Source organism: Rhizobium sp. YTUHZ044 (genome assembly GCF_051123975.1).
Classification (GTDB): Bacteria; Pseudomonadota; Alphaproteobacteria; order Rhizobiales; family Rhizobiaceae; genus Rhizobium.
Map to the genome: position 1 here is coordinate 2,103,509 of NZ_CP101426.1, position 21,179 is coordinate 2,124,687.

At 60.2% G+C, this 21,179-nt stretch carries 26 protein-coding genes; 10 read left to right on the top strand and 16 right to left on the bottom strand.

Going from position 1 to position 21,179, the window contains the following annotated elements; genetic code table 11:
* Nucleotides 1–8: 8 nt before the first annotated feature.
* Nucleotides 9–242 carry a BolA/IbaG family iron-sulfur metabolism protein gene (locus tag NL154_RS10505; RefSeq protein ID WP_210631156.1) on the top strand — a complete coding sequence of 78 codons (234 nt, stop codon included), beginning with the start codon at nucleotides 9–11 and terminating at the stop codon, nucleotides 240–242.
* Between the two features lie 237 nt (nucleotides 243–479).
* Here NL154_RS10505 and NL154_RS10510 read toward each other — a convergent pair whose 3' ends face one another.
* Genes NL154_RS10510 through NL154_RS10555 form a run of 10 tightly spaced genes read right to left on the bottom strand, consistent with a single transcriptional unit; the run spans nucleotide 480 to nucleotide 7,846 of the window.
* Nucleotides 480–1,517: a Gfo/Idh/MocA family protein gene (locus NL154_RS10510; protein WP_210631155.1), complete on the bottom strand. Its 1,038-nt coding sequence runs from the start codon at nucleotides 1,515–1,517 to the stop codon at nucleotides 480–482.
* A gap of 3 nt (nucleotides 1,518–1,520) precedes the next feature.
* Complete coding sequence (aroQ, locus tag NL154_RS10515) at nucleotides 1,521–1,970, bottom strand: type II 3-dehydroquinate dehydratase (RefSeq protein ID WP_210631154.1); 450 nt, start codon at nucleotides 1,968–1,970, stop codon at nucleotides 1,521–1,523.
* 32 nt (nucleotides 1,971–2,002) lie between these two features.
* Nucleotides 2,003–2,371, bottom strand: a complete 369-nt coding sequence (locus NL154_RS10520) for a 5-carboxymethyl-2-hydroxymuconate Delta-isomerase (RefSeq protein WP_210631153.1) — start codon at nucleotides 2,369–2,371, stop codon at nucleotides 2,003–2,005.
* A 15-nt stretch (nucleotides 2,372–2,386) separates the two neighbouring features.
* Nucleotides 2,387–3,247: a shikimate dehydrogenase gene (locus NL154_RS10525; RefSeq protein WP_210631152.1), complete on the bottom strand. Its 861-nt coding sequence runs from the start codon at nucleotides 3,245–3,247 to the stop codon at nucleotides 2,387–2,389.
* An 18-nt stretch (nucleotides 3,248–3,265) separates the two neighbouring features.
* Nucleotides 3,266–4,039 (bottom strand): amino acid ABC transporter ATP-binding protein, encoded by a 774-nt coding sequence (locus tag NL154_RS10530; RefSeq protein WP_282615049.1) that lies wholly within the window; start codon nucleotides 4,037–4,039, stop codon nucleotides 3,266–3,268.
* A gap of 7 nt (nucleotides 4,040–4,046) precedes the next feature.
* Nucleotides 4,047–4,871, bottom strand: coding sequence for a transporter substrate-binding domain-containing protein (locus NL154_RS10535; protein ID WP_210631151.1), 825 nt, complete (start codon nucleotides 4,869–4,871; stop codon nucleotides 4,047–4,049).
* A gap of 42 nt (nucleotides 4,872–4,913) precedes the next feature.
* Nucleotides 4,914–5,564, bottom strand: coding sequence for an amino acid ABC transporter permease (locus NL154_RS10540; protein ID WP_210631150.1), 651 nt, complete (start codon nucleotides 5,562–5,564; stop codon nucleotides 4,914–4,916).
* A gap of 9 nt (nucleotides 5,565–5,573) precedes the next feature.
* On the bottom strand, nucleotides 5,574–6,242 hold the full coding sequence (locus tag NL154_RS10545) for an amino acid ABC transporter permease (RefSeq protein ID WP_210631149.1): 669 nt from the start codon (nucleotides 6,240–6,242) through the stop codon (nucleotides 5,574–5,576).
* A 48-nt stretch (nucleotides 6,243–6,290) separates the two neighbouring features.
* A complete protein-coding gene (locus NL154_RS10550) occupies nucleotides 6,291–7,112 on the bottom strand; it encodes a sugar phosphate isomerase/epimerase family protein (RefSeq protein ID WP_434734015.1) in 822 nt (273 codons plus the stop codon).
* On the bottom strand, nucleotides 7,112–7,846 hold the full coding sequence (locus NL154_RS10555) for a GntR family transcriptional regulator (protein ID WP_434734016.1): 735 nt from the start codon (nucleotides 7,844–7,846) through the stop codon (nucleotides 7,112–7,114). Before NL154_RS10555 ends, NL154_RS10550 begins: the two co-directional genes overlap by 1 nt.
* Before the next feature lie 252 nt (nucleotides 7,847–8,098).
* Here NL154_RS10555 and NL154_RS10560 point away from each other — a divergent pair, with 252 nt between their 5' ends.
* The 4 genes from NL154_RS10560 to NL154_RS10575 are packed head-to-tail and all read left to right on the top strand — an operon-like array spanning nucleotide 8,099 to nucleotide 11,297.
* Nucleotides 8,099–8,992 (top strand): dioxygenase, encoded by an 894-nt coding sequence (locus tag NL154_RS10560; protein ID WP_210631146.1) that lies wholly within the window; start codon nucleotides 8,099–8,101, stop codon nucleotides 8,990–8,992.
* Between the two features lie 20 nt (nucleotides 8,993–9,012).
* Nucleotides 9,013–9,795, top strand: coding sequence for a 2-oxo-hept-4-ene-1,7-dioate hydratase (hpaH, locus tag NL154_RS10565; RefSeq protein WP_210631145.1), 783 nt, complete (start codon nucleotides 9,013–9,015; stop codon nucleotides 9,793–9,795).
* 7 nt (nucleotides 9,796–9,802) lie between these two features.
* Nucleotides 9,803–10,567: a 4-hydroxy-2-oxoheptanedioate aldolase gene (hpaI, locus tag NL154_RS10570; protein ID WP_210631144.1), complete on the top strand. Its 765-nt coding sequence runs from the start codon at nucleotides 9,803–9,805 to the stop codon at nucleotides 10,565–10,567.
* 13 nt (nucleotides 10,568–10,580) lie between these two features.
* Nucleotides 10,581–11,297, top strand: coding sequence for a transporter substrate-binding domain-containing protein (locus tag NL154_RS10575; RefSeq protein ID WP_221147629.1), 717 nt, complete (start codon nucleotides 10,581–10,583; stop codon nucleotides 11,295–11,297).
* Nucleotides 11,298–11,389: 92 nt separating this feature from the next.
* Here NL154_RS10575 and NL154_RS10580 read toward each other — a convergent pair whose 3' ends face one another.
* Nucleotides 11,390–12,580 (bottom strand): hypothetical protein, encoded by a 1,191-nt coding sequence (locus NL154_RS10580; protein WP_434734017.1) that lies wholly within the window; start codon nucleotides 12,578–12,580, stop codon nucleotides 11,390–11,392.
* Nucleotides 12,581–12,744: 164 nt separating this feature from the next.
* Here NL154_RS10580 and NL154_RS10585 point away from each other — a divergent pair, with 164 nt between their 5' ends.
* The 5 genes from NL154_RS10585 (at nucleotide 12,745) to NL154_RS10605 (ending at nucleotide 16,652) form a co-directional block, all read left to right on the top strand.
* Nucleotides 12,745–12,975 (top strand): hypothetical protein, encoded by a 231-nt coding sequence (locus NL154_RS10585; RefSeq protein WP_210631141.1) that lies wholly within the window; start codon nucleotides 12,745–12,747, stop codon nucleotides 12,973–12,975.
* Between the two features lie 169 nt (nucleotides 12,976–13,144).
* Nucleotides 13,145–13,480, top strand: a complete 336-nt coding sequence (gene grxD / locus NL154_RS10590) for a Grx4 family monothiol glutaredoxin (protein ID WP_210631140.1) — start codon at nucleotides 13,145–13,147, stop codon at nucleotides 13,478–13,480.
* A 142-nt stretch (nucleotides 13,481–13,622) separates the two neighbouring features.
* The gene (locus NL154_RS10595; RefSeq protein ID WP_434734081.1) at nucleotides 13,623–14,828 is read left to right on the top strand and encodes a multidrug effflux MFS transporter; all 1,206 of its coding nucleotides are present in this window, start codon (nucleotides 13,623–13,625) and stop codon (nucleotides 14,826–14,828) included.
* Nucleotides 14,829–14,863: 35 nt separating this feature from the next.
* Nucleotides 14,864–16,144, top strand: a complete 1,281-nt coding sequence (locus NL154_RS10600) for a multidrug effflux MFS transporter (RefSeq protein WP_210631139.1) — start codon at nucleotides 14,864–14,866, stop codon at nucleotides 16,142–16,144.
* A 34-nt stretch (nucleotides 16,145–16,178) separates the two neighbouring features.
* On the top strand, nucleotides 16,179–16,652 hold the full coding sequence (locus NL154_RS10605) for a GNAT family N-acetyltransferase (protein ID WP_434734018.1): 474 nt from the start codon (nucleotides 16,179–16,181) through the stop codon (nucleotides 16,650–16,652).
* Between the two features lie 43 nt (nucleotides 16,653–16,695).
* Here NL154_RS10605 and NL154_RS10610 read toward each other — a convergent pair whose 3' ends face one another.
* The 5 genes from NL154_RS10610 to rpsD form a co-directional block, all read right to left on the bottom strand.
* Complete coding sequence (locus NL154_RS10610) at nucleotides 16,696–17,520, bottom strand: inositol monophosphatase family protein (protein ID WP_434734019.1); 825 nt, start codon at nucleotides 17,518–17,520, stop codon at nucleotides 16,696–16,698.
* Nucleotides 17,521–17,553: 33 nt separating this feature from the next.
* A complete protein-coding gene (locus tag NL154_RS10615) occupies nucleotides 17,554–18,381 on the bottom strand; it encodes an inositol monophosphatase family protein (protein ID WP_434734020.1) in 828 nt (275 codons plus the stop codon).
* Nucleotides 18,382–18,417: 36 nt separating this feature from the next.
* Nucleotides 18,418–19,302, bottom strand: a complete 885-nt coding sequence (ttcA, locus tag NL154_RS10620; protein WP_434734021.1) for a tRNA 2-thiocytidine(32) synthetase TtcA — start codon at nucleotides 19,300–19,302, stop codon at nucleotides 18,418–18,420.
* Between the two features lie 58 nt (nucleotides 19,303–19,360).
* Nucleotides 19,361–20,290: a glutaminase gene (locus tag NL154_RS10625; protein ID WP_210631134.1), complete on the bottom strand. Its 930-nt coding sequence runs from the start codon at nucleotides 20,288–20,290 to the stop codon at nucleotides 19,361–19,363.
* A 72-nt stretch (nucleotides 20,291–20,362) separates the two neighbouring features.
* Nucleotides 20,363–20,980, bottom strand: coding sequence for a 30S ribosomal protein S4 (gene rpsD / locus NL154_RS10630; RefSeq protein WP_064685423.1), 618 nt, complete (start codon nucleotides 20,978–20,980; stop codon nucleotides 20,363–20,365).
* Nucleotides 20,981–21,179: the final 199 nt, after the last annotated feature.

Here is a 21,179-nt window from a genome sequence, read left to right on the forward strand (position 1 = left end):
GTAACATCATGGCCATGAAACCCGGCGATATCGAAGACATGATCAAGGCTGGGATTCCCGGTGCCAGGGTGACGATCCGCGATCTCGCGGGCGACGGCGATCACTACGCCGCCGAAGTCGTCGCCGAAGCCTTCCGCGGCAAGAGCCGCGTGCAGCAGCACCAGATGGTCTATGAGGCGCTGAAGGGCAACATGGGCGGCCTATTGCACGCTCTCGCTCTGCAGACATCCGCGCCGGATTGACATACCGGCTTCGGCCGGTTGAAGCTTTGAAATAAAGAGACCCGGATGGAAGGATTCCTTCCTGCCGGGTCTTTAGTTCTCTGCAAAGCGGTTCTGGATGACAAAGGTGTCCGGCCTCGTTGTGCGCCGTACTTCAACCTCCCTCATTCCTGTCCTCGGGCCTGACTCGAGGGATGTCCCAGGGATGCCGCCACCGCGCGTAACGCTCCCGACCGCCGTGAGCTGGCACGCAACCATTTAGGTCAGGCTGATTCGCTTGCCCGCTGCGGCGGATCGCTTCACGGCGTCGATAACCTTTAAGGTTTCTAGTCCCTCACGTCCGCTGACCAGCGGCGCTTCTTCCCCTCTAATGACCCTGCAAAGCTGGCGTATCTGCAGGACCAGCGGATCCTGGTTTTCGATTTTGGCGCGATGACATTCGAACGGTTCCGTCCAGCCCCTGCTGCCGGGATTGCTCCACATGTTTAGTGACGGCACCGACAGCGACCCGTGCGTGCCGCCGATCATGTAGCAGGCCTCCTCAGTTTTAGGATAGGCGGGGTTTTCGCCGGTCGTCATCTCCCAACTCCATGGCGCGACGACGGAATCCGAAACGGAAGCAGTGCCGAGAATTCCGTTTTTGAACTCGATCAGGATCACTGCGGTCTCCTCAACGGCGTTTCCGCGAACTGCGTTGGATTCGAGCGCCTGGACCGCCGTGATATCCCCGAATAAATAGCGGAGGTTGTCGATGTCGTGGATCAGATTGAGAAAGACTGGTCCCGCGCCGCGTTCGCGCCGCCAGGAAGTGTCGAAGTATTCCTCCGGTTTGAATAGCCAGAACATGGCATTCACGATCAGTATTCGCCCGAGCTTTCCGCTTTCGATAACCTGTTTAGCTTTTTGCATCATCGGATTATGTCGGCGATGATGCCCGGTCAGCAGCGGAACCCCTTTGGCCTCGGCCATCTCAACGAGCCTCTCGCCAGCGGCAATATCGTCGACGATTGGCTTCTCGATCAATGCCGGGATGCCGGCTTCTACGGCTTCAAAACCGTTTCTGACGTGGATCTGGTTGGGTGTCGCAATGATGACGCCGTCAGGGCGCGCTGCGGCGACCATCTCAGCGAAGGTCGAAAACCATTTGGCGCCGACCTCGCTGGCGATCGCCTCTCCAACCGGGCTCGGGTCGACGATAGCGACAAGCTCCGCCATCGGTTCGTCCAGCACGTGTTTGATGTGGCGCTTCCCGATAAGCCCCGCGCCGAGGACCGCCAGTTTGACCGGAGGAGTCATTTGTCAGTCCTTCGTCGTTGCCGTGAGCATCGTCGCGACGCGCCGGATTCCGAGCTGATAGCCCTCCGTACCAAGACCGGTGATGATGCCGTCGGCGCGGTGGGAAACGAAGGAATGATGACGGAAGCTTTCGCGCTTATACATGTTGGAGATATGGATCTCGATGACTGGACCTTCGAACGTGTTCAAGGCATCGAGTATCGCAAGCGACGTGTGGGTGAATGCGGCCGGATTGATGACGATACCGGCTCCGTCTTCGCGCGCTTCGTGGATCCAGTCGATGATTTCGTATTCACGGTTGCTCTGGTGGAAACGGATCTCGTGGCCGAGTTCCGAGGCCAGTTTCCGGCAGTCTGCCTCGACACCGGCCAGCGTCTCGTGACCATAGATGTGAGGCTGACGTTTGCCGAGCAAATTGAGGTTTGGGCCATTAAGAACGTAGATCAGGCTCATTGCGATTTTCCTTGTGTAAGGCGTTGCCAAGCTCAGGCGAACGCTATTTCCTGGAATGCGAAATTCGGATCGGATTCGTAAAGATCGGCCCGCAGCCCCAGCCGGCCTGCTTGCAGCGCGGGAGCTGCGACAGCGCGCGCAGCTTCGAGGACCGACTTCAACAATTCCCGCTTGGTTTCTGCCGGCCGGCCAGGCGCCATGCGCACGATTATCTGGATGAAGTGATTTTCCGGATGCTCGTCGCCGACGCAGGAGAAGGTCGCCTCCCTGGCGAAGGTCCGCACGGCAGTGGGCTTCACCAGGCCTCCGTCTCGCACCCGGTGGTGGACCGCTCTGGTCAATTCATCGATCGCCACCCGTTCGGCAGCACCCTGGCTATAGTCGATAATGATGTGCGGCAAGGCGTGTCCTCCCGGTCAGGCTGTAGCTCTACACAATTCTTCGAAGTGGCGCGACATGCGCTCCGCATCCGGTTTTACACCCGTGAACAGTTCAAAGGCCGCCGCCGCCTGGAACACCGTCATGCCGCCTCCCGGCAAGGTCCTGCACCCCTTCTTCTCTGCCAGAGCCAGAAGTTCGGTCACAAGCGGCATGTAGACGATATCGGCGACCCAGTGACGTGGGTGAAGCCATTCCGGTTCGATCGGGAGACCCGGATGACTTCGCATGCCCGTCGGCGTAGCGTGAATCAGCCCGTCGGCCGAAGCGAGCACCGCACCGACGTCTCTGATCGGTTGGGCGCAGGTTCTGGAAAAGCGTCGGTTGAGCTGATCGGCAAGTGTGGCGGCGCGATGTGCGTCCTGGTCGAAGATCGAGAGCATCCCGATGCCGAGCTTGATTGCCGCATGCGCGACGGCGACCCCTGCGCCGCCTGCCCCGAGCAGGATGGCGTGAGTTTTGGCGACACCAGCCATACCGCGCTCGAAATTCTTGTAGAATCCATACCAGTCCGTATTGTGCCCGATCCGCTCTCCGTCCCGAAGCACGACCGTGTTGACTGCTCCGAGCATCTCGGCGTCCTCGGATAGGCTTGTGAGATGAGCGATGACCGTCTGCTTGCACGGGTGCGTGATGTTGCTTCCAGCGAAGCCGCGGTCCTCAAGTTCGGCGAGCAATTCAGGCAGCGCAGAAGCGGTTAGACCGCGTTCGGCGAAATCGAAGAGTTCGTAATGGTAATCCAGCCCCAGGTGCCGCGCCTCGGTTTCGTGCAGTGCGGGAGACTTCGACATTTGGATGTCGGCCCCGATGAGACCGACGAGAAATTTTTTGTTATTCATTTCAATAACCCAATCACCTCAGTGATGTGCGAGGATCTCGCCAAGGAAAGCCTTGGTGCGCTCATGCTTCGGAGACTTGAAGAAGACCTCGGGCTCGGCCTCCTCTACGATCTCGCCGGAAGCCATGAAGATGACCCTGTCTGCAACCTGGCGGGCGAAGCCCATTTCATGGGTGACGCAGATCATGGTCATGCCGTCGCGTGCCAGTCCGATCATCGTGTCCAGCACTTCCTTGACCATTTCCGGATCGAGCGCAGATGTCGGTTCGTCGAACAGCATCGCCTTGGGTTCCATGCAAAGGGCCCTGGCAATAGCGACACGCTGCTGCTGCCCTCCGCTGAGCTGCGCGGGATACTTCTCCGCCTGATCAAGGATTCGAACCCGTTCGAGGTATTTTCTCGCCAGTCGCTCGGCGTCAGCGCGGCTCGTTCCGCGGACCCTCATGGGCGCGAGCGCGCAGTTCTGCAGAACGGTCATGTGCGGGAACAAATTGAAGTTCTGGAACACCATCCCGACTTCGCGCCGAATGGCATCAACCGCCTTGCTGGTGCCGTCGAGCAACTGCCCCTCGACGACGATCCTGCCCTCCTGAATTAGCTCGAGGGCGTTGATGCAGCGGATCAACGTCGACTTGCCGGAACCCGAAGGCCCGCAGAGGACGATCTTCTCGCCTTTGCGAACCGACAGGCTGATGTTTTTCAGCGCATGGAAGGAGCCGTACCACTTCTCCACTTTTTCAAGCGATATCAATGTCGGCTGGTCGTTAGCGGAACTGAGCACGGCGCCCTCCATTTATGCTTTACTTGACGGTGAACGGGATGTTGGGAATGGATTCCGGGAACGTCGGCAGATCGATCTTCATCCACTTCTTGGTGATGGCTGCAAGTTCGCCATTAGCCTTGATCTTGTCGAGGAAGGCATTGACGGCCTCGTTCCAGTCCTTCTCGCCCAGTCGCGTTCCGACGCCATTGTAAGTCGTCAGGAAGTCGATCTTCCGCTCGTAGGTGCCTGGGCTGGCGGCATCCAGCCGCTGTCCGTAGAACATGTTGCCTCCGACGGCCTTGACCTGTCCGGAGACCAGCGCCTGAATGGTTGAAGCGTCGTCGTCGAAGCGGCGGACGGTCGCCGTCGATCCCACAGCGTCGGTAATGGCCTTGTCCTGCGAGCTGGACTTCGGCACGCCGATTTCCCACCCAGCAACATCGGCAGGCGTTTTCGCGGTGTCGGCCTTTGCCGCATAAAGCGAGATCGTGTTCGCCGCGTATGGCTTGCTGTACTGGATCGATTTGGCGCGCTCTTCCGTCATTGCCATCGTGGCGAACAGGATGTCGACCTTGCCGGTGGTCAGGGCCGGAATGCGGTTGGCGACGGCAAGCGGTTGGAACTGGACTTTAACTCCGAGTTCCCTGGCGAAAAGTGTCGCGACATCGGCATCGAACCCGTCCTGCTTGCCGCTCGTGTTGACGAAGCCCCATGGCGCGTTGTCGCCCTGAATGCCGACGACGATCGTGCCCTTGGCCTTTATCTCCTCGACGGTCGCCGCGGAAGCCGCAGCTGCGCCCACCGTGACGAAGGCGGCCGTAGCCAGGGCCATTCCAAGAAATTGTCTGCGATTGCTATGCATTACGTTCTCCTCCTCTGTGGTCTTGCTTCGGGCGAAGCAAGGTTACCGGGCAGCTTTCGCCATCCGTTTTTCGAGGCCGCTCCCGATGTGGGAAAGAGGCCAACAAATAATGAAGTAGACCATTCCGACGATCCCAAAGACGAGCAGTGGACGGTAGGTCTGGTTTGAAATGATCTGTCCGGCACGGGTAAGCTCGATAAAGCCGACGATTGCTGCGAGCGATGTGCCCTTGATCAGCTGAACGAGAAATCCGATGGTTGCAGGCATCGAAATCTTCAGCGCCTGCGGCAGGACAACGTCCTTCATCCGGGAGACGTAATGCAGCCCCAGTGCGTTCGCGGCTTCGGTCTGGCCCTTCGGAACGGCCTCGATCGAGCCGCGCCAGATCTCGCCAAGGAAGGCGCTTGCATGGAGGGTGAACGCGATGGCCACAGCGATCCATGCATTGACGTCGACGCCCAATAGCGCGACGCCGTAGTAGACGACGAAGAGCTGCATCAGGAGCGGCGTGCCCTGGAAGAGCGCTATGTAGCCCGACGATGCGTAGCGTGCGACAGGGTTCTGCGACGTGCGCACCAGAGCGATCAGGATTCCAAATACACCTCCTCCGACAAACCCGATGATGGCCAGCAGCACAGTCCACTTCAGACCCTGCAAGAGAAAGAACAGCTCGTTTTCACCGATGGGACCCATGAACGCCTCCTATCGGGTCGGGTAGTTGAAGTAGGAACGGGAGATAAGGGCGAAGATGCCCATCATCAGGCTCGAGATGAGCAGATAGATTGCGGTCACGCTGAAATAGACCTCGAAACTCCGGAAAGTGTCGGATTCGATTCGCTGCGCCGCCGAGGTCAGCTCGTAGGCGGCGATCGAAGTGCAGACCGAAGTCGTCAAGGTCAGCATCACGAACTGGCTGGTCAGGGACGGATAGATCGCCCGGAGAGCCGGCTTCAGAACGATCAGCCGGAACACATCGGTTTTATGCAGGCCTAACGCAAAGCCCGCCTCGACCTGCCCCTTGCTCACGCTTTCCACGCCGCCTCGTATGATCTCAATCGCATAGGCGCCCCCGTTGATCCCCAGCGCGATGATGGCGGTAGCGGTGGGGTTGAGACGGATACCCATGAGCGGAAGCGCGAAGTAGATGAAGAATATCTGCACCAGAAACGGTGTGTTTCGGACAATCTCGACAAAGGCAATCACCGGAGCCCGAACGAGTTTGTTCTTGGACGTTCTCGCAGCGACGCCGACAATACCGATCGCGAGCGCAAGGATCATTCCGACAACCGCCAGACCGAGCGTTCCAAGCGAACCCCACAGCAATTCCGGGGCGCGGTCGAAGACCGCACCAAAATCGAACGTATAACCCATATGTTGACTTCCTCCCTCCGACGCGGCTCACGCCTCGCCGGCGCCGGATCAGCGATCCGGCCCGAATAATCCTTCGGCGTTGTCGTACAGATGTTTCAAATGCGTCTCAGGCGGGACAGACCCTGCGAGTGGGACTTCCACCGAGATCGCCGCGGAGCTATCGACCGTTGCGACGAGTTCCTTCAACGGCAATTCGCCCTCCCCCGGTGCGAGCCGCCCACCTCTAGCTTCAGCGACCATCTCCTCTGCTGTCACCGGCGCCGGTCCAGCGACATCGCACAACTGAACGTGCTTTACCCAGCCGATCTCGGTTCGGAGCGAGGCGAGTGTGCCGCCATTCCTGAAGAAATGGACTCCGTCGACGAGGACACCGGCATTGCGGGCACCGCTCGCCTTCGCAAGATTGACGCTGTCCTGAAAGGTTTTAATCACCCGCCAACCCATGTTCTCGATGTCGACAGCTAAGCCGTACTGGCCCGCGAGGCCGCAGAAATCCGAGAAGTTCGATACCAATCTGGCTTGGTCAGCATCGTCGCCGCAGACACTGAGACGGCGCGCTCCAATGTTTGCAGCCGCAGCGATGGTGGCCTCAACCGACGAGGCCTTGAATGAGGGGTCGATTACGAAGAATTCGATATCGAAAACCTCGACGCCTTCGCCGGCAAGCACGGATTTCAGATCGCCTGCAGCCGAACCACCGACAGGCAGCTCGTAGTAAGGCGCACCAGGGAACGCCGGATTCAGCCTGAGCCCGATCCTGGAGAACCCTGCGCGGGCGGCAACCTTCGCAAATTGCACGGGAGGCAGCAATATCGATGAGAAATGCGCAACGCCAATCAGGGGCGCCGATTTCGATGTCGCGTCGGCCATCATGCGATCCCTTTCGTCGCGAGATGGTTGCGGAGATTGGTGCCGGTGCGATGGATGTGCTGGCGGAGCTTCTCACAGGCATAGCCGACATCACGCGCGACCGCTCCCTGGGCAATCTCGCTGTGCTCCTGCCCTACATTGCGGTCTCCCGATGTACGGATCAGGAAAACGCGGCGATATCGGTCATTGAGATTCAGCAGAAGACTGCAGAAGTGAAATAGCAGAGGTTTGCCACAGCCAGAGATCAAGGTGAGGTGGAATTCGCGATGAAGCGCTTCCCAGTGCTCTAGCGTTTCGGGACGCGCGGCGTCGCGCTCCGTGCGGTTAAGACGATGAAGCGCACGCATGATGTTGCCCTCCCATTCGACGTCGCCAAGACGCATGGATTCACGCAGCGCGAAAACCTCGAGCTCCTCGCGCAGGCTCGTGACCTCTTCGAGATTAGCCAGCGAGATTGGCGCGACGCGATAGCCTCTGTTGTCCTGAAACTCGACCAGGCCGTCTGAAATGAGCCGGGCTAAGCCCTCCCGCAACGGGCTTAGGCTGACGTTGAAAGTCTTCCGCGCCTTGTCGAGATTGATCTTGCTTCCCGCTTCCAGCTCACCGGAGATAATCGCCTCCCGAAGGCGCGATGCGAGTTGGCTGCCGATGGTGTTCTTGCCATCGTCGAGAAAGCCGATTGACGGCACATCTTCTGTCAACGGCCCAAGAGAGCTGTCGTCGGCCGTGTCCATTCTTCCTCCCAGCAATCCAGCGCAAGTTTCGATTATCGGTACAATAAACGATTATTCGTGTCAACCCGGACGCACCGAAAAGCATTGAGCTTCCGTGGCTGCGCCTTTATAACGCCATTTTAATCATGATATTTCAGAGGTTTATTGCCATATTCAGGCGTATTTACATTAGCCGTCAGGATGGAATGTACAGTTACAGCTTGACAGATAATCGATTATTTTGATAGTCGAACCTCATTGGGAGGTAGCCTTATGACAATCAGAACGGAAAGCGAGTTGACGCCGGCCGTCCTCGCCGTGATGAACCGCACCGAAGATCCACGGTTGCGGGACATACTCGTCGCAATGGTGAAGCATCTCCACGCATTCGTGCGGGAAGTCAGGCTGTCGGAAGTCGAGTTTCGCGAAGCGACCGCCATCCTCAACGAAATCGGCCGGCTGCAGACCGACAGCCACAACGAATTCGTGCTCATGGCCGGATCGCTTGGCGTCTCCTCGCTTGTGTGCCTGCTCAACAACGGCGACAACGGGCAAACCGAGACTTCACAGTCGCTACTCGGGCCGTTCTGGCGGCTCAACTCTCCGCGGGTCGAAAACGGCGGAACCATCATCCGGTCGGAAACGCCGGGAACACCCTTGTTCGTCCACGCGAAGGTGGTTGATCGGGGTGGCAAGCCCATCCCGGGCGCCGAAATCGACGTATGGCACGCCTCTCCTGTCGGCCTTTACGAGAACCAGGATCCTGATCAGGCGGAAATGAACCTGCGCGGCAAGTTCACCACGGACGACGAGGGTCGGTTCTGGTTTAGAACGGTCAAGATGGTGGGCTATCCCATCCCTGTCGACGGGGTCGTAGGTCGGCTTCTCCAAGTGCAAGGCCGCCACCCTTACCGACCTGCGCATCTGCACGCCCTGATCTTCAAAGAGGGATACAAAACTCTCATCTCCCAGGTCTTCGACCCGAGCGATCCGAACATTGATTCCGATGTGCAGTTCGGCGTCACCGCGGCTTTGACAGGCGACTTTGTCCGTCATGACGAGCCGCACCCGTCCAACGCGGACGTCACTGGCCCGTGGTTCTCGCTCGACTACACCTACGTCATGGAGCCGGGCGAGGCCATCCTGCCGCGTCCCCCGATCAAGTAAGCAACCAGCAGAGCTAAATAATGATCACCGAAAAGGAACGCCAGGCCGCAGCCGACGCGCTGCTGAGGGCAGAAACTGACCGCAGACCCATCGTCCAGCCAAGTAAGACATACCCGGATCTCGAACTTGAAGACGCATATAAGATCCAGGCGCTTTGGGCGCAGGCACGGATTGCAAAGGGCGCGCGGATCGCGGGTCATAAAATCGGGCTGACATCTCGGGCGATGCAGATGGCCTCGAAAATGACCGAGCCCGACTACGGCGTCATTCTCGACGACGCCCTCTATAACGACGGCGCGCAGATCAGGGCGGAGCTGTTTATCAAGCCTCGCTTGGAAGTCGAGCTCGCCTTCGTAATGGGAGAGGATCTCGAAGGACCGAGCGCTCGGATCTATGATGTCATGCGCGCGACTGAATTTGTCGTTCCCGCGCTTGAGATCATCGACTACCGAACCGAGGTGCCCAGAGCGATCACCGATACGATCGCCGACAACGCCGCGTTCGGAGCGATCGTCGTGGGCGGCCGCATCATCCGGCCGATGGATATCGACATCCGCTGGGTCGGCGCGACGCTTTCGAAAAACGGCATCATCGAGGAATCTGGTGTTTCCGCAGCTATAATGGGGCATCCGGCCGCGGGTGTCGCCTGGCTCGTGAACAAACTCCATGCCGTCGGAGGCGGCTTGAAGAAGGGCCAGATCGTGCTTGCCGGCTCGTTCACCCGCCCCGTGGACATCGTCAAGGGCGATGTCATCCAGGCCGACTACGGTCCGGTCGGCTCCATCGGCGTCTCGTTCGTGTGAGGCGCCGATGGAACTTCCCGTCAATCACTTCAAGCGGAAACTGAGAGCCGGTGAAAGCCAGATCGGTCTCTGGTGCGGCCTTCCCGGAAGCTACGCGGCAGAAATCGTCGCGCCGTCAGGCTTCGATTGGGTGCTGTTCGATACCGAGCACTCTCCAAGCGACGTCCTCACCGTCCTGCCGCAATTGCAGGCGGTCGCGCCTTACGACGTTTCCCCGGTCGTACGCCCGGCATTCAACGATCCGGTGCTGATCAAGCGCTTTCTGGATATCGGCGTCCAGACGCTCCTCGTTCCCTATGTGCAGAACGAAGAGGAAGCGAAGGCGGCGGTCGCCGCCATACGGTATCCGCCGCACGGGGTTCGCGGGGTCTCCGCCTTGACGCGCGCCACCCGCTTCGGGCGCGTGCCGAACTACGCGCGGATTGCCGAACAGGAGATCTGCCTGCTTCTGCAGATCGAGACCCGAGAGGCACTCGGTCGGCTGGAGGCCATCGCAGCGACCGAAGGCGTCGACGGCATCTTCATCGGCCCCGCCGACCTGGCGGCTAGCTTCGGCCATCCCGGCCAACCGGGGCATCCCGAGGTGATCGCGGCGATCGAGGACGCGATCGGACGTCTGAAAATTCTTGGAAAGCCGGCAGGCATCCTCACGCCGGACGAGTCGTTCGCAGCCCGTTGCATTTCGCTCGGGACGTTGTTCACCGCCGTTGGCGTAGACGTCGCCCTCCTTGCGAGAGGATCGGAAGCGCTCGCATCTCGGTTTGCATCTTAGGGAGTTCGCGCCGATGTCGACGCGGAAGAAGGTTCTGTCCGAGATAGCGCCCGCGGGCGTAATCCGGGCCGCCGTCAACATGTCGAATGCAGCATTGGTCCATTGGGACGATCAGGCCGGCGCCTTGGTCGGTCCAAGCGCTCGGATCGGCCACCAAATTGCCGAACAGCTGGATCGCAGAGTGTCGCTGATCCAGTACGGTTCGGCCGCCGACATCCTCGCGGCTGCGGATCGCGGCGAGTGGGACATTGCTTTCATTGCCTCGGATCCCTCGAGAGCCGACCGGTTTTCCTTTTCACCTCCCTACATCTCGGTCAGAGCGACCTATTTGGTGCCGGAGGACTCAGCGTTTCGAACGGTCGGAGACGTTGATGCTGAAGGAGTGCGGATAGCCTCCGCAAGAAGCGCCGCCTATACGAAGCAGCTCGAACGTATCCTTGAAGAAGCCACTGTCTCGCTTACTGACAGCCCGGCAGCTGCCATCGATCTCCTTGTCGGGTCGCAATGCGACGCGGCTGCGGGATTGACCGAATTCCTCGTTCGGACGTCGGAGCGGATTTCCGGCTTCCGACTGGTGGAGGGAGCGTTCTCCGAAATTCCCCAGACGATCGCCGTGCACCGAAGATCCATTTATGCCTCGGCCTTCTTTGCGGACTTCGTACGGCGTCTGGACGAAACTGCTGCGGGAGACGTTCACATGGCCGGCGACGGTGAAGAGAATCTCCCATGATGGCGGCATGCGGAAATGGGTCGAGCTCCTTCACGGAGCAATTCAACACAACCACGTCCCCCTCAGTCTACGCTGCCGACGGAACCCAGCCCTCAAGTCGGCAGCTTGTTCTGATCCGGAGATGCAAAGACCGACGCCGGCATCGGACCTGACGTCATCAGCGTGAAATCAAAGGGTGCCTTGAGATCTGGCCCCAGCACATATTGCCGGTGGACGCGCAGCTGGTCCTTGCGGATCTTCCGGTAGTGCTCGCCCGTCAGCATCTGCTTGACGCGGATAAGAAGGATCTTCGCCGGAGGCGCGTCCGCATGGCCTGCGACGGCAACGACCGGCACCTTGTAGAAATTGATCGAATCCGTCAGGCATTGAACGTCAAGCCAGGAGATCTCCGGGCAGCGGGCGATCAGGCCGACGCGGGCGCGAAGCAATGTTGCCGATGACAGCAGGGCGCATTGCAGAATGGCGCTGCCGAGCGTGGCAAACACGACGCGCCTGCCCTTGAAAATCTCCGGCTCCCTTTCAAGCAATATGCCGATGACATGGGCGGCGACGCTCGATCCCATGCTGTGCGAGGAGATCACGTACTCGTCCGCCTCCTCGGCGAGAGACTTGCGCACCGCAGTCGCCCGCTCTTCCAGCCAGTCGTTGAAGTCGGCCCGATCCATACGGCCGAGCGCCACTGCCATTTCCCAATCGGCAAAAAGGTGCAGCGTATGGAAGCGCTCGGAAAAAGGCAGGAAGGCGAAGATGAAGAAGCAGAGCGCCAGTGGCCCGCTCCAGAGCACGTGCCAGGCGGAGAAGCCGAGACAAAAGGGCAGGATAACCATCTCGGCGGTCAGCGCGATTGCCAGCGCCGTCAGCAGGAACGGAAAGAGGAAGAACAGGCCGAAACGCCACGCATGCCTGAAATATCCCCGCATGCCACCTTCAAGCATGATCTCGGCGCAGCTCCGAAAGCCTGCAATGATCCGGCTCAGCATGTTGCGCCCACGCAGCCTGCGCACGAGCATGTCGTGATCAACCATGTGGATCCGGCTCATCGTCCACCAGCCGGCGGAACCGGTCTCCGCGGCAGACGCCGTTTCGCGCGTTCCTGCGCTGCCCGTCGTGACCTCGAAGCTGAGAGGATCGCTTCCCTCCTCCGGCGCGCCGGTTTCGACGGAGTAGCCCCAGGCGGCCGCACTCTGTCTGGCGGAGCGTTCGTACCGCGCCCTATGGGCAAGACCGTCGAGCGGCTCGAAGCCCGGGAAATGCAGGACGACCCGCTTCTTTATCAATGTCATTCGGCTGTTCCGGCCGGGCAAATAGCCGGCATATTGCTGCAAACCACCTGCTGGCCGCCGATATAGCGAAAAAGCAGGTATGATTTCAAAGCCGTCTTGCTAACCGAACTCATCCGGAATTCAATAGCGAGCACGTCGTTTTTCAAAGCGAACGGAGGGGTTTTGTGGCCGATCTTGTAAAAGAACTGATATCGGGTGTCGTCGACAGCGTGCTGAAGGAAATCCTGAAGAAGACCACCGGTCGCGTCACGACGAAGCGCAGGAGGCGCAAGGCCCGCCCCGCCGCGACGACGACGGCTGGCCGGAAGACGGCCACGGCCAAGCGCAAGCGCGCCCGCAAACAGGTCAGCAAGCGCCGCACCGCCGCCGGCCGCAGCCGTCAGCGTGGCGTCTGAGGCGCGAAGCAGACTTCCGACCGTAACGCGACGGCAACAATCGCAAAGTGGTCTGACCGGATAGTCTTTTTTTGGCTGCGGCGGCTGGAATTCCTGCTGTCACATGCTATCTAAGGGAAACGATTGAAACGGCGGGCCTTTAACTCGCCTGTTGAAAGGATCAAGTCCCATGAGCGGCATTCACGAATTCATCGACAACGAAATCAAGAGCAACGACGTCGTCCTCTTCATGAAGGGCACGCCGCAGTTTCCGCAGTGCGGGTTCTCCGGCCAGGTCGTGCAGATTCTCGATTACATCGGAGTCGACTACAAGGGCATCAATGTGCTCGCCGATTCGGAAATCCGCCAGGGCATCAAGGATTATTCCAACTGGCCGACGATCCCGCAGCTCTACATAAAGGGCGAGTTCGTCGGTGGCTGCGACATCGTCCGGGAAATGTTCCAGGCTGGCGAGCTGCAGCAGCATCTCCAGGAAAATGGCATCACCGTGCGCGGCGCCGCCTGACCTGACCGGTCACCGGGCGTCCGCCCGGTTTCCAAATCTGTTTCTCGAGTCCGAGGCGCTGCGGTGAGCAGCGCCTTGGCCTGTTTATGGGAATTTCATTGTGACAGATTCATTACAAGCCGTGTCCGCGGGCCGCCTGCCCATGGGCAAGCGTGAGTTCATCGCGCTTGCCGCCTTCCTGATGGCCATCAACTCGCTTGCCATCGACATCATGCTCCCGGCCCTGCAGCAGATCGGCGCGAGCCTCGGCGTCGAAAGCGAGAATCACCGGCAGTTCGTCGTCTCGTCCTATCTGCTCGGTTTCGGCTGCGCCCAGCTGTTCTACGGTCCGCTCTCCGACCGTTTCGGCCGTCGCACACCGCTGCTGATCGGTCTCGTCGTCTATATCGTGTCCGCCATCGGAATCGTTTTCGTTCCCTCCTTCGCCGGGCTGCTGGTGCTGCGCTTCATCCAGGGCGTCGGCTCGGCCGCCACCCGCGTCATCACCATCTCCATCGTCCGCGACATCTATGGCGGCCGGCAGATGGCGGAAGTCATGTCGCTCATCATGATGGTCTTCATGATCGTGCCGGTCATTGCGCCGGGCACCGGCCAGATCGTCATGTTCTTCGGCAACTGGCACCTGATCTTCCTTTTCATCGCAACAATGGCAACGGCGATCGGCGTCTGGGCCTATGTCCGCCTGCCGGAAACCCTGCATCCGCAGAATGTCCGCCCCTTCACCGCCCGCGCGATCTTCGGCGCCTTCAAGCTGGTGCTGACCAACCGCGTGGCGCTCTGCTACACCATCGCCAGCACCTTCATCTTCGGCGCGCTATTCGGCTTCATCAACTCCGCCCAGCAGATCTATGTCGGCATCTACGGCCTCGGCGTCTATTTCCCGTTCGCCTTTGCCGGCGTGGCGATCTTCATGTCGCTGTCGTCCTTCTTCAATTCCCGTTTTGTCGGCAAGCTCGGCATGCGCCGCCTGTCACACGGCTCACTCCTCGGCTTCATCGCCATCAACACCATCTGGCTGATCGTCCAGACGGCAAGCTCCGAGCCGATGCCGTTTGCGCTGTTTATCTCCTTCTTTGGCCTCGCCATGTTCCAGTTCGGCTGGATCGGCTCGAACTTCAATTCGCTTGCCATGGAGCCGCTCGGGCACGTCGCCGGCACCGCCTCCTCCGTTCTCGGCTTCATGAGCACGGTCGGCGGCTCCCTTATCGGCGCCGGCATCGGCCAGGCCTTCGACGGCACGGCGCTGCCGATGGTGGCCGGTTATTTTGCCGTATCGATCGTCGGGCTCGTCTTCGTGCTGATTGCTGAAAAGGGCCGCCTCTTCCATCAGCACAACCCGGCCGTTTGAATGGCCGGTCCCTTCCGCATCCAGGATTTCACCACATGACGCCGCCGCATAAACCGCACCAGGAAAACCAGGGTTCCCGCCGCATCGGCATGGGCTTCGGCGAATTCGTCGTCACCATCGCCATCATGACCGCCAGCATTGCCATGGCAATCGACAGCATGCTGCCGGCATTGCCCAATATCGGCCATTCCCTCGGCGTTACCAACACCAACGATGCCCAGCTCATCATCGGCGTGTTCTTCCTCGGCTTCGGCGTCTCGCAGATATTCTTCGGCAGCCTTTCCGACACATTCGGCCGCCGCAATATCCTGCTCGGTGGCCTCGCCTGCTATGTGGTCGCGATGTTTGCCGCTGCCGCAACAGCGAGCTTCGAAATGCTGCTCCTCATGCGCTTCGTTCAGGGCGTGGGCGGCGCGGCCGTGCGCATCACCACCATGGCCATCGTCCGCGACTGCTTCGGCGGCCGCGAAATGGCCCGCGTCATGTCCTATGTCATGATCGTCTTCATGATCGTGCCGATCGTCGCCCCTTCGGTCGGCCAGCTCATCATTCTCTATGCCAACTGGCACTGGATCTTCATCCTGCTCGGCGCCGTCGCCAGCATCCTGTTCGTCTGGGCTCTTCTGCGGCTGAAGGAATCGCTTCCTCCGGCAGAACGCCTGCCGCTGTCGGTCGGCTCGGTCGCGGACGGCCTCAGGACCGTGCTGACCAACCGCATCACCTGCGGCTACATGATCGGTCTGACCATGTTCACCGGCGTCATCAGCGCCTATGTGATTTCCGTGCAGCAGGTGTTCGGCGAGGTCTATGGCCTCGGTGACTGGCTGCCGATCGCCTTTGCGGCGACCGCCGGCGGCATTGCCGTCGCCAATTTCGCCAACGGCTTCTTCGTCCGCAAATTCGGCATGCGCCGGATCTCGCATGCCGCCCTGCTGATCTTCACGGCACTGTCGGCTCTCGGCTTCGTCATCGCCTTGGCGGGCACGCCGGATTTCACCACCGCCTATAGCATCTTCACTATCGTTCTGATGATGTTTGCGGTGATCGCCACCAATTTCACCGCCATCAGCCTCGAACCGATGGGCAATCTCGCCGGCACGGCGACCGCCATCACCGGCTTCGTCTCGACGACCTTCGGCGCTATTCTCGGCGGCCTGGTCGGCCAGATGTTCAACGGCACGGTGCAGCCGCTCTTCGGCGGATTCGCGCTGTTCGGTCTGGTGACGATCGCAGCCACGCTGTGGGCTGAGAACGGCAAGCTCTTCACCCATCCCGGCGACAGTCCGCAGCTCGATCCGGGCGCCGCCCATTTCTGAGGCAGGTGAACCGGATCAATTCAAGGCGGTCTTGATGGACGAGCGAATTCTGATCAGGCCTTATGCGCCGGGTGACGTGGACGCCACAATCGAGATTTTTCTGCGCTCCATCCGGGAAGTCTCGTCGAAAGACTATTCCGCCGCCGAGATCGAAGCTTGGGCGAAGGTGGAAGATCGCAGCCTATGGGCAAAGCGAAGGATGAGCAGACCGGCCTGGATGGCAGAGATCGCCGGAAACCCTGTGGGTTTTCCAGATCTCACCAGCGATGGGTGCGTCGACATGATGTTCGTGCACCCTGGCTATCAAGGGGTCGGCGCAGCAACCCGCCTATTGGGCCGGGTCGAAGAAGAGGCTCTCAGGCTGGGGTTTCGCCGAATACATACGGAAGCAAGCAGAACTGCTCGCTCGTTCTTTGAACGCAAAGGATTTCGCGTGATAACCCGGCAAATCGTCGAGAAGCGCGGACAGGGCCTGGAAAACTTCCTGATGGAAAAATTCTACGCCTGAATTGTCATTTGCGACCGGCTTTGCGACGGCCGGTCGCATAGATTTAGATGGTAACGACCTCACGCCGTAGCGTATCCCACGATGCCTTGTCGGGCGCAATCAGCAGTCCACCGTCGAGATGCTGCGGCAGGTAGGGCGAGCCGTCGAAGCGGGCGGCATACGCGCCGGCCTCCTGCGAGATCAGCGTGCCGGCAAGATGATCCCAAGGCATCAGCTTGTTGTACATCAGGTAATGGACGTGCCCGCCGGCAAGGGTGCGGTATTCGTGGGCAGCACAGCGGTAGTTGGTGAGGAAACGCACCTTGGCGAGATTGCCAAGGACCTCGGCACGCTTCGCCACCGGCAGGTAGCCGGTCGAAGCCATGCCAACCATCTGGTCGAGCGCGACAGGGTCGGCGACCTGCAGCCGCTGCGTCTCGCCATCCGGCCTGCGCAGCCAGGCACCACCGCCCTTCTCCGCCATCACCCAGTCGTCGCCCATCGGATCGTAGATAATGCCGGCAATGGTCTCGCCGCCTGAAATGACCGAGGCCATGACGCCGAAGGCCGGGATGCCGGCGGCGAAGTTGAACGTTCCGTCGACCGGATCGACTACGATCGCGAGATCGGCATCGGCAAGCCTGCCAAGCAGGGTCGGATCGGCCGCGACCGACTCTTCCCCGAGGAACAGCGCGTCCGGCCAGCGCCGTTGCGCTTCCGCTTTGATCATCCGCTCGGCCTGCTCGTCGGCCTCGGTGACAAGATCGGTTGCCTCGCTCTTGGCGCGCACTTCATCCCGACCGAGCCGGCGGAAGCGCGGCAGGATCTCGGCCTTCGCCGCGCGGCGCAAGAGATCGGCAAGAGCGGTCACGTCAACGCTTGTTGTCATATCAAATCCTCTCACTTCGGCCGAGGCCTTATATCAGATGCCGACGATCTCGCGCCTGATCAGCTGCCAGCTTTCCTTGTCAGGCGCAGAGATGATGCCGCCGACCGTCTCGCCCGGACGATAGGGCGTGCCATCGAATTTCGCCGTGTGGCCGCCCGCCTCCTGATGCGCGAGCACGCCCGCCAGGTGATCCCAGGGCATCAGCTTCGCGTGCCCGATGAAATGCATCTTGCCAGACGCGACCATCCAATATTCATAGGCCGAGCAGTTGAAAGCGAAGGTCATACGCGCCTTTGCCATGTTGGCGCAGATGCGCGAGCGATCGGGCTCTTCCATATGGCCCCACGACATGCCGCCGACCATCTCGTTCAAGGCGGCAGGCTCAGCCACCGTCAACCTGCTCGATTGCCCGTCCTGGCGCGTCAGAAAGGCGCCCGCCCCCTTGATCGCCGTCACCGTGTCGCCGAGAGCGGGATCGTGAATGATGCCGGCGACGGTCTCGCCCCTGACGGTAACCGCAAGCATCGTTCCGAAAACGGGAAGTCCGGCGGCAAAATTGAACGTGCCGTCGACAGGATCGATGACAAAGGCAAGCTCGGCATCGGCAAGCGCCGGCACCACCGATTTATCGGCGTCATAGGCTTCTTCGCCGACGACGAGTGCAGAGGAAAAGCGCTCTTTCAGGGCCGCGGTGATCCGGTGTTCGGCAAGCAGATCCGCCTGCGTCACCAGATCGGTTGCCGAGGTTTTTTCCGAAACATCCGTGTCGCCGAGGTTGCGAAAACGCGGCATGATCTCCGCACGCGCCGCCTCCTTTACGCATTCGCCGAGAAAGAGAATATCCTGATCTGAAATAGTCATGCGAATTGCTGTCCTTCATGCAAAGAGCCAGCCTGCTTAGCCGCCCTTTGATGAAGGATCGGTGACGCCAAGGCTGGAAAAGTCGAAGAGCTTCGGATCGAGCAGATGCGACGGGTTCACATGCGAAAGCGCCCGCAGCATCGTGTCCTTGCGTCCAGGCATGCGCCGTTCGATATCGGCGAGCATGTCCTTCATCGCATTGCGCTGCAACCCGTCCTGGGAGCCGCAGAGATCGCAGGGGATGATCGGGAACTGCATGGCGACGGCGAACCTGGCAAGATCGTCCTCGGCGGCATAGGCGAGCGGCCGAAGCACCATCAGGTCGCCCTCGTCGTTCAGAAGCTTTGCCGGCATGGAGGCAAGTCGCCCGCCATGAAAGAAATTCATGAAGAAGGTTTCCAGAATATCCTCACGGTGATGGCCGAGCACCAGTGCGTCGCAGCCCTCCTCCCGCGCGATCCGGTAGAGATTGCCGCGCCGCAGCCGCGAACAGAGCGAGCAATAGGTGGCGCCTTCGGGCACCTTTTCCTTCACGATCGAATAGGTGTCGCGATATTCGATCCGATGCCGGACGCCGATCTTCGTCAGATAATCCGGCAGCACATGCTTTGGAAAGTTCGGCTGTCCCTGGTCGAGATTGCAGGCGATAAGCTCGACGGGCAGCAGCCCGCGCCATTTGAGATCGAGCAGCAGCGCCATGAGACCGTAGGAATCCTTGCCGCCGGAAAGGCCGACCAGCCAGCGTTTCTGCCCCTTCAGCATGTCAAAGTCATCGAAAGCCTCACGTATTTGCCTGAGCAGGCGCTTGCGCAGCTTGTTGAAGGAGATCGAACGTGGCGCATCGGCAAAGAGTGCCGGGCCGGCGCCATCGTCGATTTCGCCAGTTTCCGGATCATCAGCGATGTTGGCTGCGATATTCATTGCTCCGTCCTATCGAAGGTCTGCCTGCCTTAGCAGAAAGTCATCCGGCAACACAGCCTCAATCGCCGAAAACCGACCAGCCGGTGCGGGCCGCAAGCATCTCAAGCGCCACGGCGCCAAGCTGCGAATTGCCAACCTTGTTCAGCCCCGGCGACCAGACCGCGATCGAGGCAATGCCGGGCGCTACCGCAAAAATGCCGCCGCCGACGCCGCTCTTGCCGGGCAGGCCGACATGATAGGCAAAGTCGCCCGAACCGTCATAATGGCCGCAGGTCAGCATCAATGCATTGATGCGCCGCGCCCGCTTCGGCGAGACCACGGAATGACCGGTCATCGGATTGCTGCCCCGCGCCGCCAGGAACAGCCCGGCGCGGGCCAACTGCTCGCAGCTCATCGCGAGCGCGCACTGATGGAAATAGACTCCGAGCACGTGATCGACGGGATGATCGAGATTGCGATAGGCGCGCATGAAATTGGCAAGCGCAACATTGCGGTAGCCGGTCTGCGTTTCCGACCGCGCCACCCTGTCGTCGATGGTGATCGACTCGTCATCGGCGAGATAACGCACGAAACGCAGCAGCTCGCCGATCGCCTCGCGCGGCGCATGGCCGGCCATGACAACGTCGGTGACGGCGATCGCGCCGGCATTGATGAAGGGATTGCGGGGAATGCCGCTCTCGTGTTCGAGTTGCACAATCGAATTGAAGGCCGATCCCGAAGGTTCGCGTCCGACGCGTTTCCACAGTCCCTCGCCGACCTTGCCGAGGGCCAAGGTCAGCGTAAAGACCTTGGATATGCTCTGGATCGAAAAGGCGATATCCGCATCGCCGACACGAAAGACCTGACCGTCGACGGTGACGATCGCCATGCCGAACTGCCGCGGGTCCACCTTGGCAAGCTCGGGAATATAGTCGGCGACCTTGCCCTCGCCGATACGCGGCAGGATATCGCTGTAAATGCTATCGAGGGTCGCCTGCAAATCCGCCATCGCTTCTCTCCGAATAACAAAAAAGCCGCCCGGAAGAGCGGCTTTTCCATATGCGAAAACGCCTGGTTTTTGTTAACGCGAATAGAATTCGACGACCAGATGCGGTTCCATGACGACCGGGAACGGAACGTCGCTGAGAGTCGGAACGCGGCCGTAGGTGGCGACCATCTTGTTGTGATCGACTTCGATATAGTCGGGAACGTCGCGCTCGGCGAGGCTGACGGCTTCCAGAACAGTCACGAGCTGCTTCGACTTTTCGCGAACTTCGATGACGTCGCCGGCCTTGCAACGGTAGGAACCGATGTTGACGCGGACGCCGTTGACGGTGACGTGGCCATGGTTGACGAACTGACGGGCAGCAAAGACCGTCGGAACGAACTTGGCGCGATAGACGATCGCGTCGAGGCGCGATTCCAGCAGACCGATCAGGTTTTCCGAGGTGTCGCCCTTGCGGCGGGCGGCTTCTGCGAAGATCGCGCGGAACTGCTTCTCGCGCAGGTCACCGTAGTAACCCTTGAGCTTCTGCTTGGCGCGCAGCTGCACACCGAAGTCCGACAGCTTACCCTTGCGGCGCTGGCCGTGCTGGCCCGGGCCGTATTCGCGGCGGTTCACCGGGGACTTCGGACGACCCCAGATGTTTTCGCCCATACGGCGGTCAATTTTGTATTTGGACGATTCGCGCTTGCTCATCGTATTTCCTTTCAAATGTTTATGGCGGCTTGTTGCCAAACCGTGCGAAGGAAACACGCCCTCCTCTGACCTCTGCCGAGGCCTGACAGGATGTTCCGGTTACGCGAACAGGAACGATCCACGGGACATGTCAAATGAAACACCGGACATTGCTGCCCGGTGCTTGGCGCGGTCTTTAGAGGCCTGCTATGAAAATGTC

Coding starts and splice junctions, on each gene's coding strand:
- NL154_RS10505 (WP_210631156.1), top strand. CDS start 9: ATGGCCATGAAACCCGGCGATATCGAAGACATGATCAAGGCTGGGATT.
- NL154_RS10510 (WP_210631155.1), bottom strand. CDS start 1,517: ATGACTCCTCCGGTCAAACTGGCGGTCCTCGGCGCGGGGCTTATCGGG.
- aroQ (WP_210631154.1), bottom strand. CDS start 1,970: ATGAGCCTGATCTACGTTCTTAATGGCCCAAACCTCAATTTGCTCGGC.
- NL154_RS10525 (WP_210631152.1), bottom strand. CDS start 3,247: ATGAATAACAAAAAATTTCTCGTCGGTCTCATCGGGGCCGACATCCAA.
- NL154_RS10530 (WP_282615049.1), bottom strand. CDS start 4,039: ATGGAGGGCGCCGTGCTCAGTTCCGCTAACGACCAGCCGACATTGATA.
- NL154_RS10535 (WP_210631151.1), bottom strand. CDS start 4,871: ATGCATAGCAATCGCAGACAATTTCTTGGAATGGCCCTGGCTACGGCC.
- NL154_RS10540 (WP_210631150.1), bottom strand. CDS start 5,564: ATGGGTCCCATCGGTGAAAACGAGCTGTTCTTTCTCTTGCAGGGTCTG.
- NL154_RS10545 (WP_210631149.1), bottom strand. CDS start 6,242: ATGGGTTATACGTTCGATTTTGGTGCGGTCTTCGACCGCGCCCCGGAA.
- NL154_RS10550 (WP_434734015.1), bottom strand. CDS start 7,112: ATGGCCGACGCGACATCGAAATCGGCGCCCCTGATTGGCGTTGCGCAT.
- NL154_RS10555 (WP_434734016.1), bottom strand. CDS start 7,846: ATGGACACGGCCGACGACAGCTCTCTTGGGCCGTTGACAGAAGATGTG.
- NL154_RS10560 (WP_210631146.1), top strand. CDS start 8,099: ATGACAATCAGAACGGAAAGCGAGTTGACGCCGGCCGTCCTCGCCGTG.
- hpaH (WP_210631145.1), top strand. CDS start 9,013: ATGATCACCGAAAAGGAACGCCAGGCCGCAGCCGACGCGCTGCTGAGG.
- hpaI (WP_210631144.1), top strand. CDS start 9,803: ATGGAACTTCCCGTCAATCACTTCAAGCGGAAACTGAGAGCCGGTGAA.
- NL154_RS10575 (WP_221147629.1), top strand. CDS start 10,581: ATGTCGACGCGGAAGAAGGTTCTGTCCGAGATAGCGCCCGCGGGCGTA.
- NL154_RS10580 (WP_434734017.1), bottom strand. CDS start 12,580: ATGACATTGATAAAGAAGCGGGTCGTCCTGCATTTCCCGGGCTTCGAG.
- grxD (WP_210631140.1), top strand. CDS start 13,145: ATGAGCGGCATTCACGAATTCATCGACAACGAAATCAAGAGCAACGAC.
- NL154_RS10595 (WP_434734081.1), top strand. CDS start 13,623: ATGGGCAAGCGTGAGTTCATCGCGCTTGCCGCCTTCCTGATGGCCATC.
- NL154_RS10600 (WP_210631139.1), top strand. CDS start 14,864: ATGACGCCGCCGCATAAACCGCACCAGGAAAACCAGGGTTCCCGCCGC.
- NL154_RS10605 (WP_434734018.1), top strand. CDS start 16,179: ATGGACGAGCGAATTCTGATCAGGCCTTATGCGCCGGGTGACGTGGAC.
- NL154_RS10610 (WP_434734019.1), bottom strand. CDS start 17,520: ATGACAACAAGCGTTGACGTGACCGCTCTTGCCGATCTCTTGCGCCGC.
- NL154_RS10615 (WP_434734020.1), bottom strand. CDS start 18,381: ATGACTATTTCAGATCAGGATATTCTCTTTCTCGGCGAATGCGTAAAG.
- ttcA (WP_434734021.1), bottom strand. CDS start 19,302: ATGAATATCGCAGCCAACATCGCTGATGATCCGGAAACTGGCGAAATC.
- NL154_RS10625 (WP_210631134.1), bottom strand. CDS start 20,290: ATGGCGGATTTGCAGGCGACCCTCGATAGCATTTACAGCGATATCCTG.
- rpsD (WP_064685423.1), bottom strand. CDS start 20,980: ATGAGCAAGCGCGAATCGTCCAAATACAAAATTGACCGCCGTATGGGC.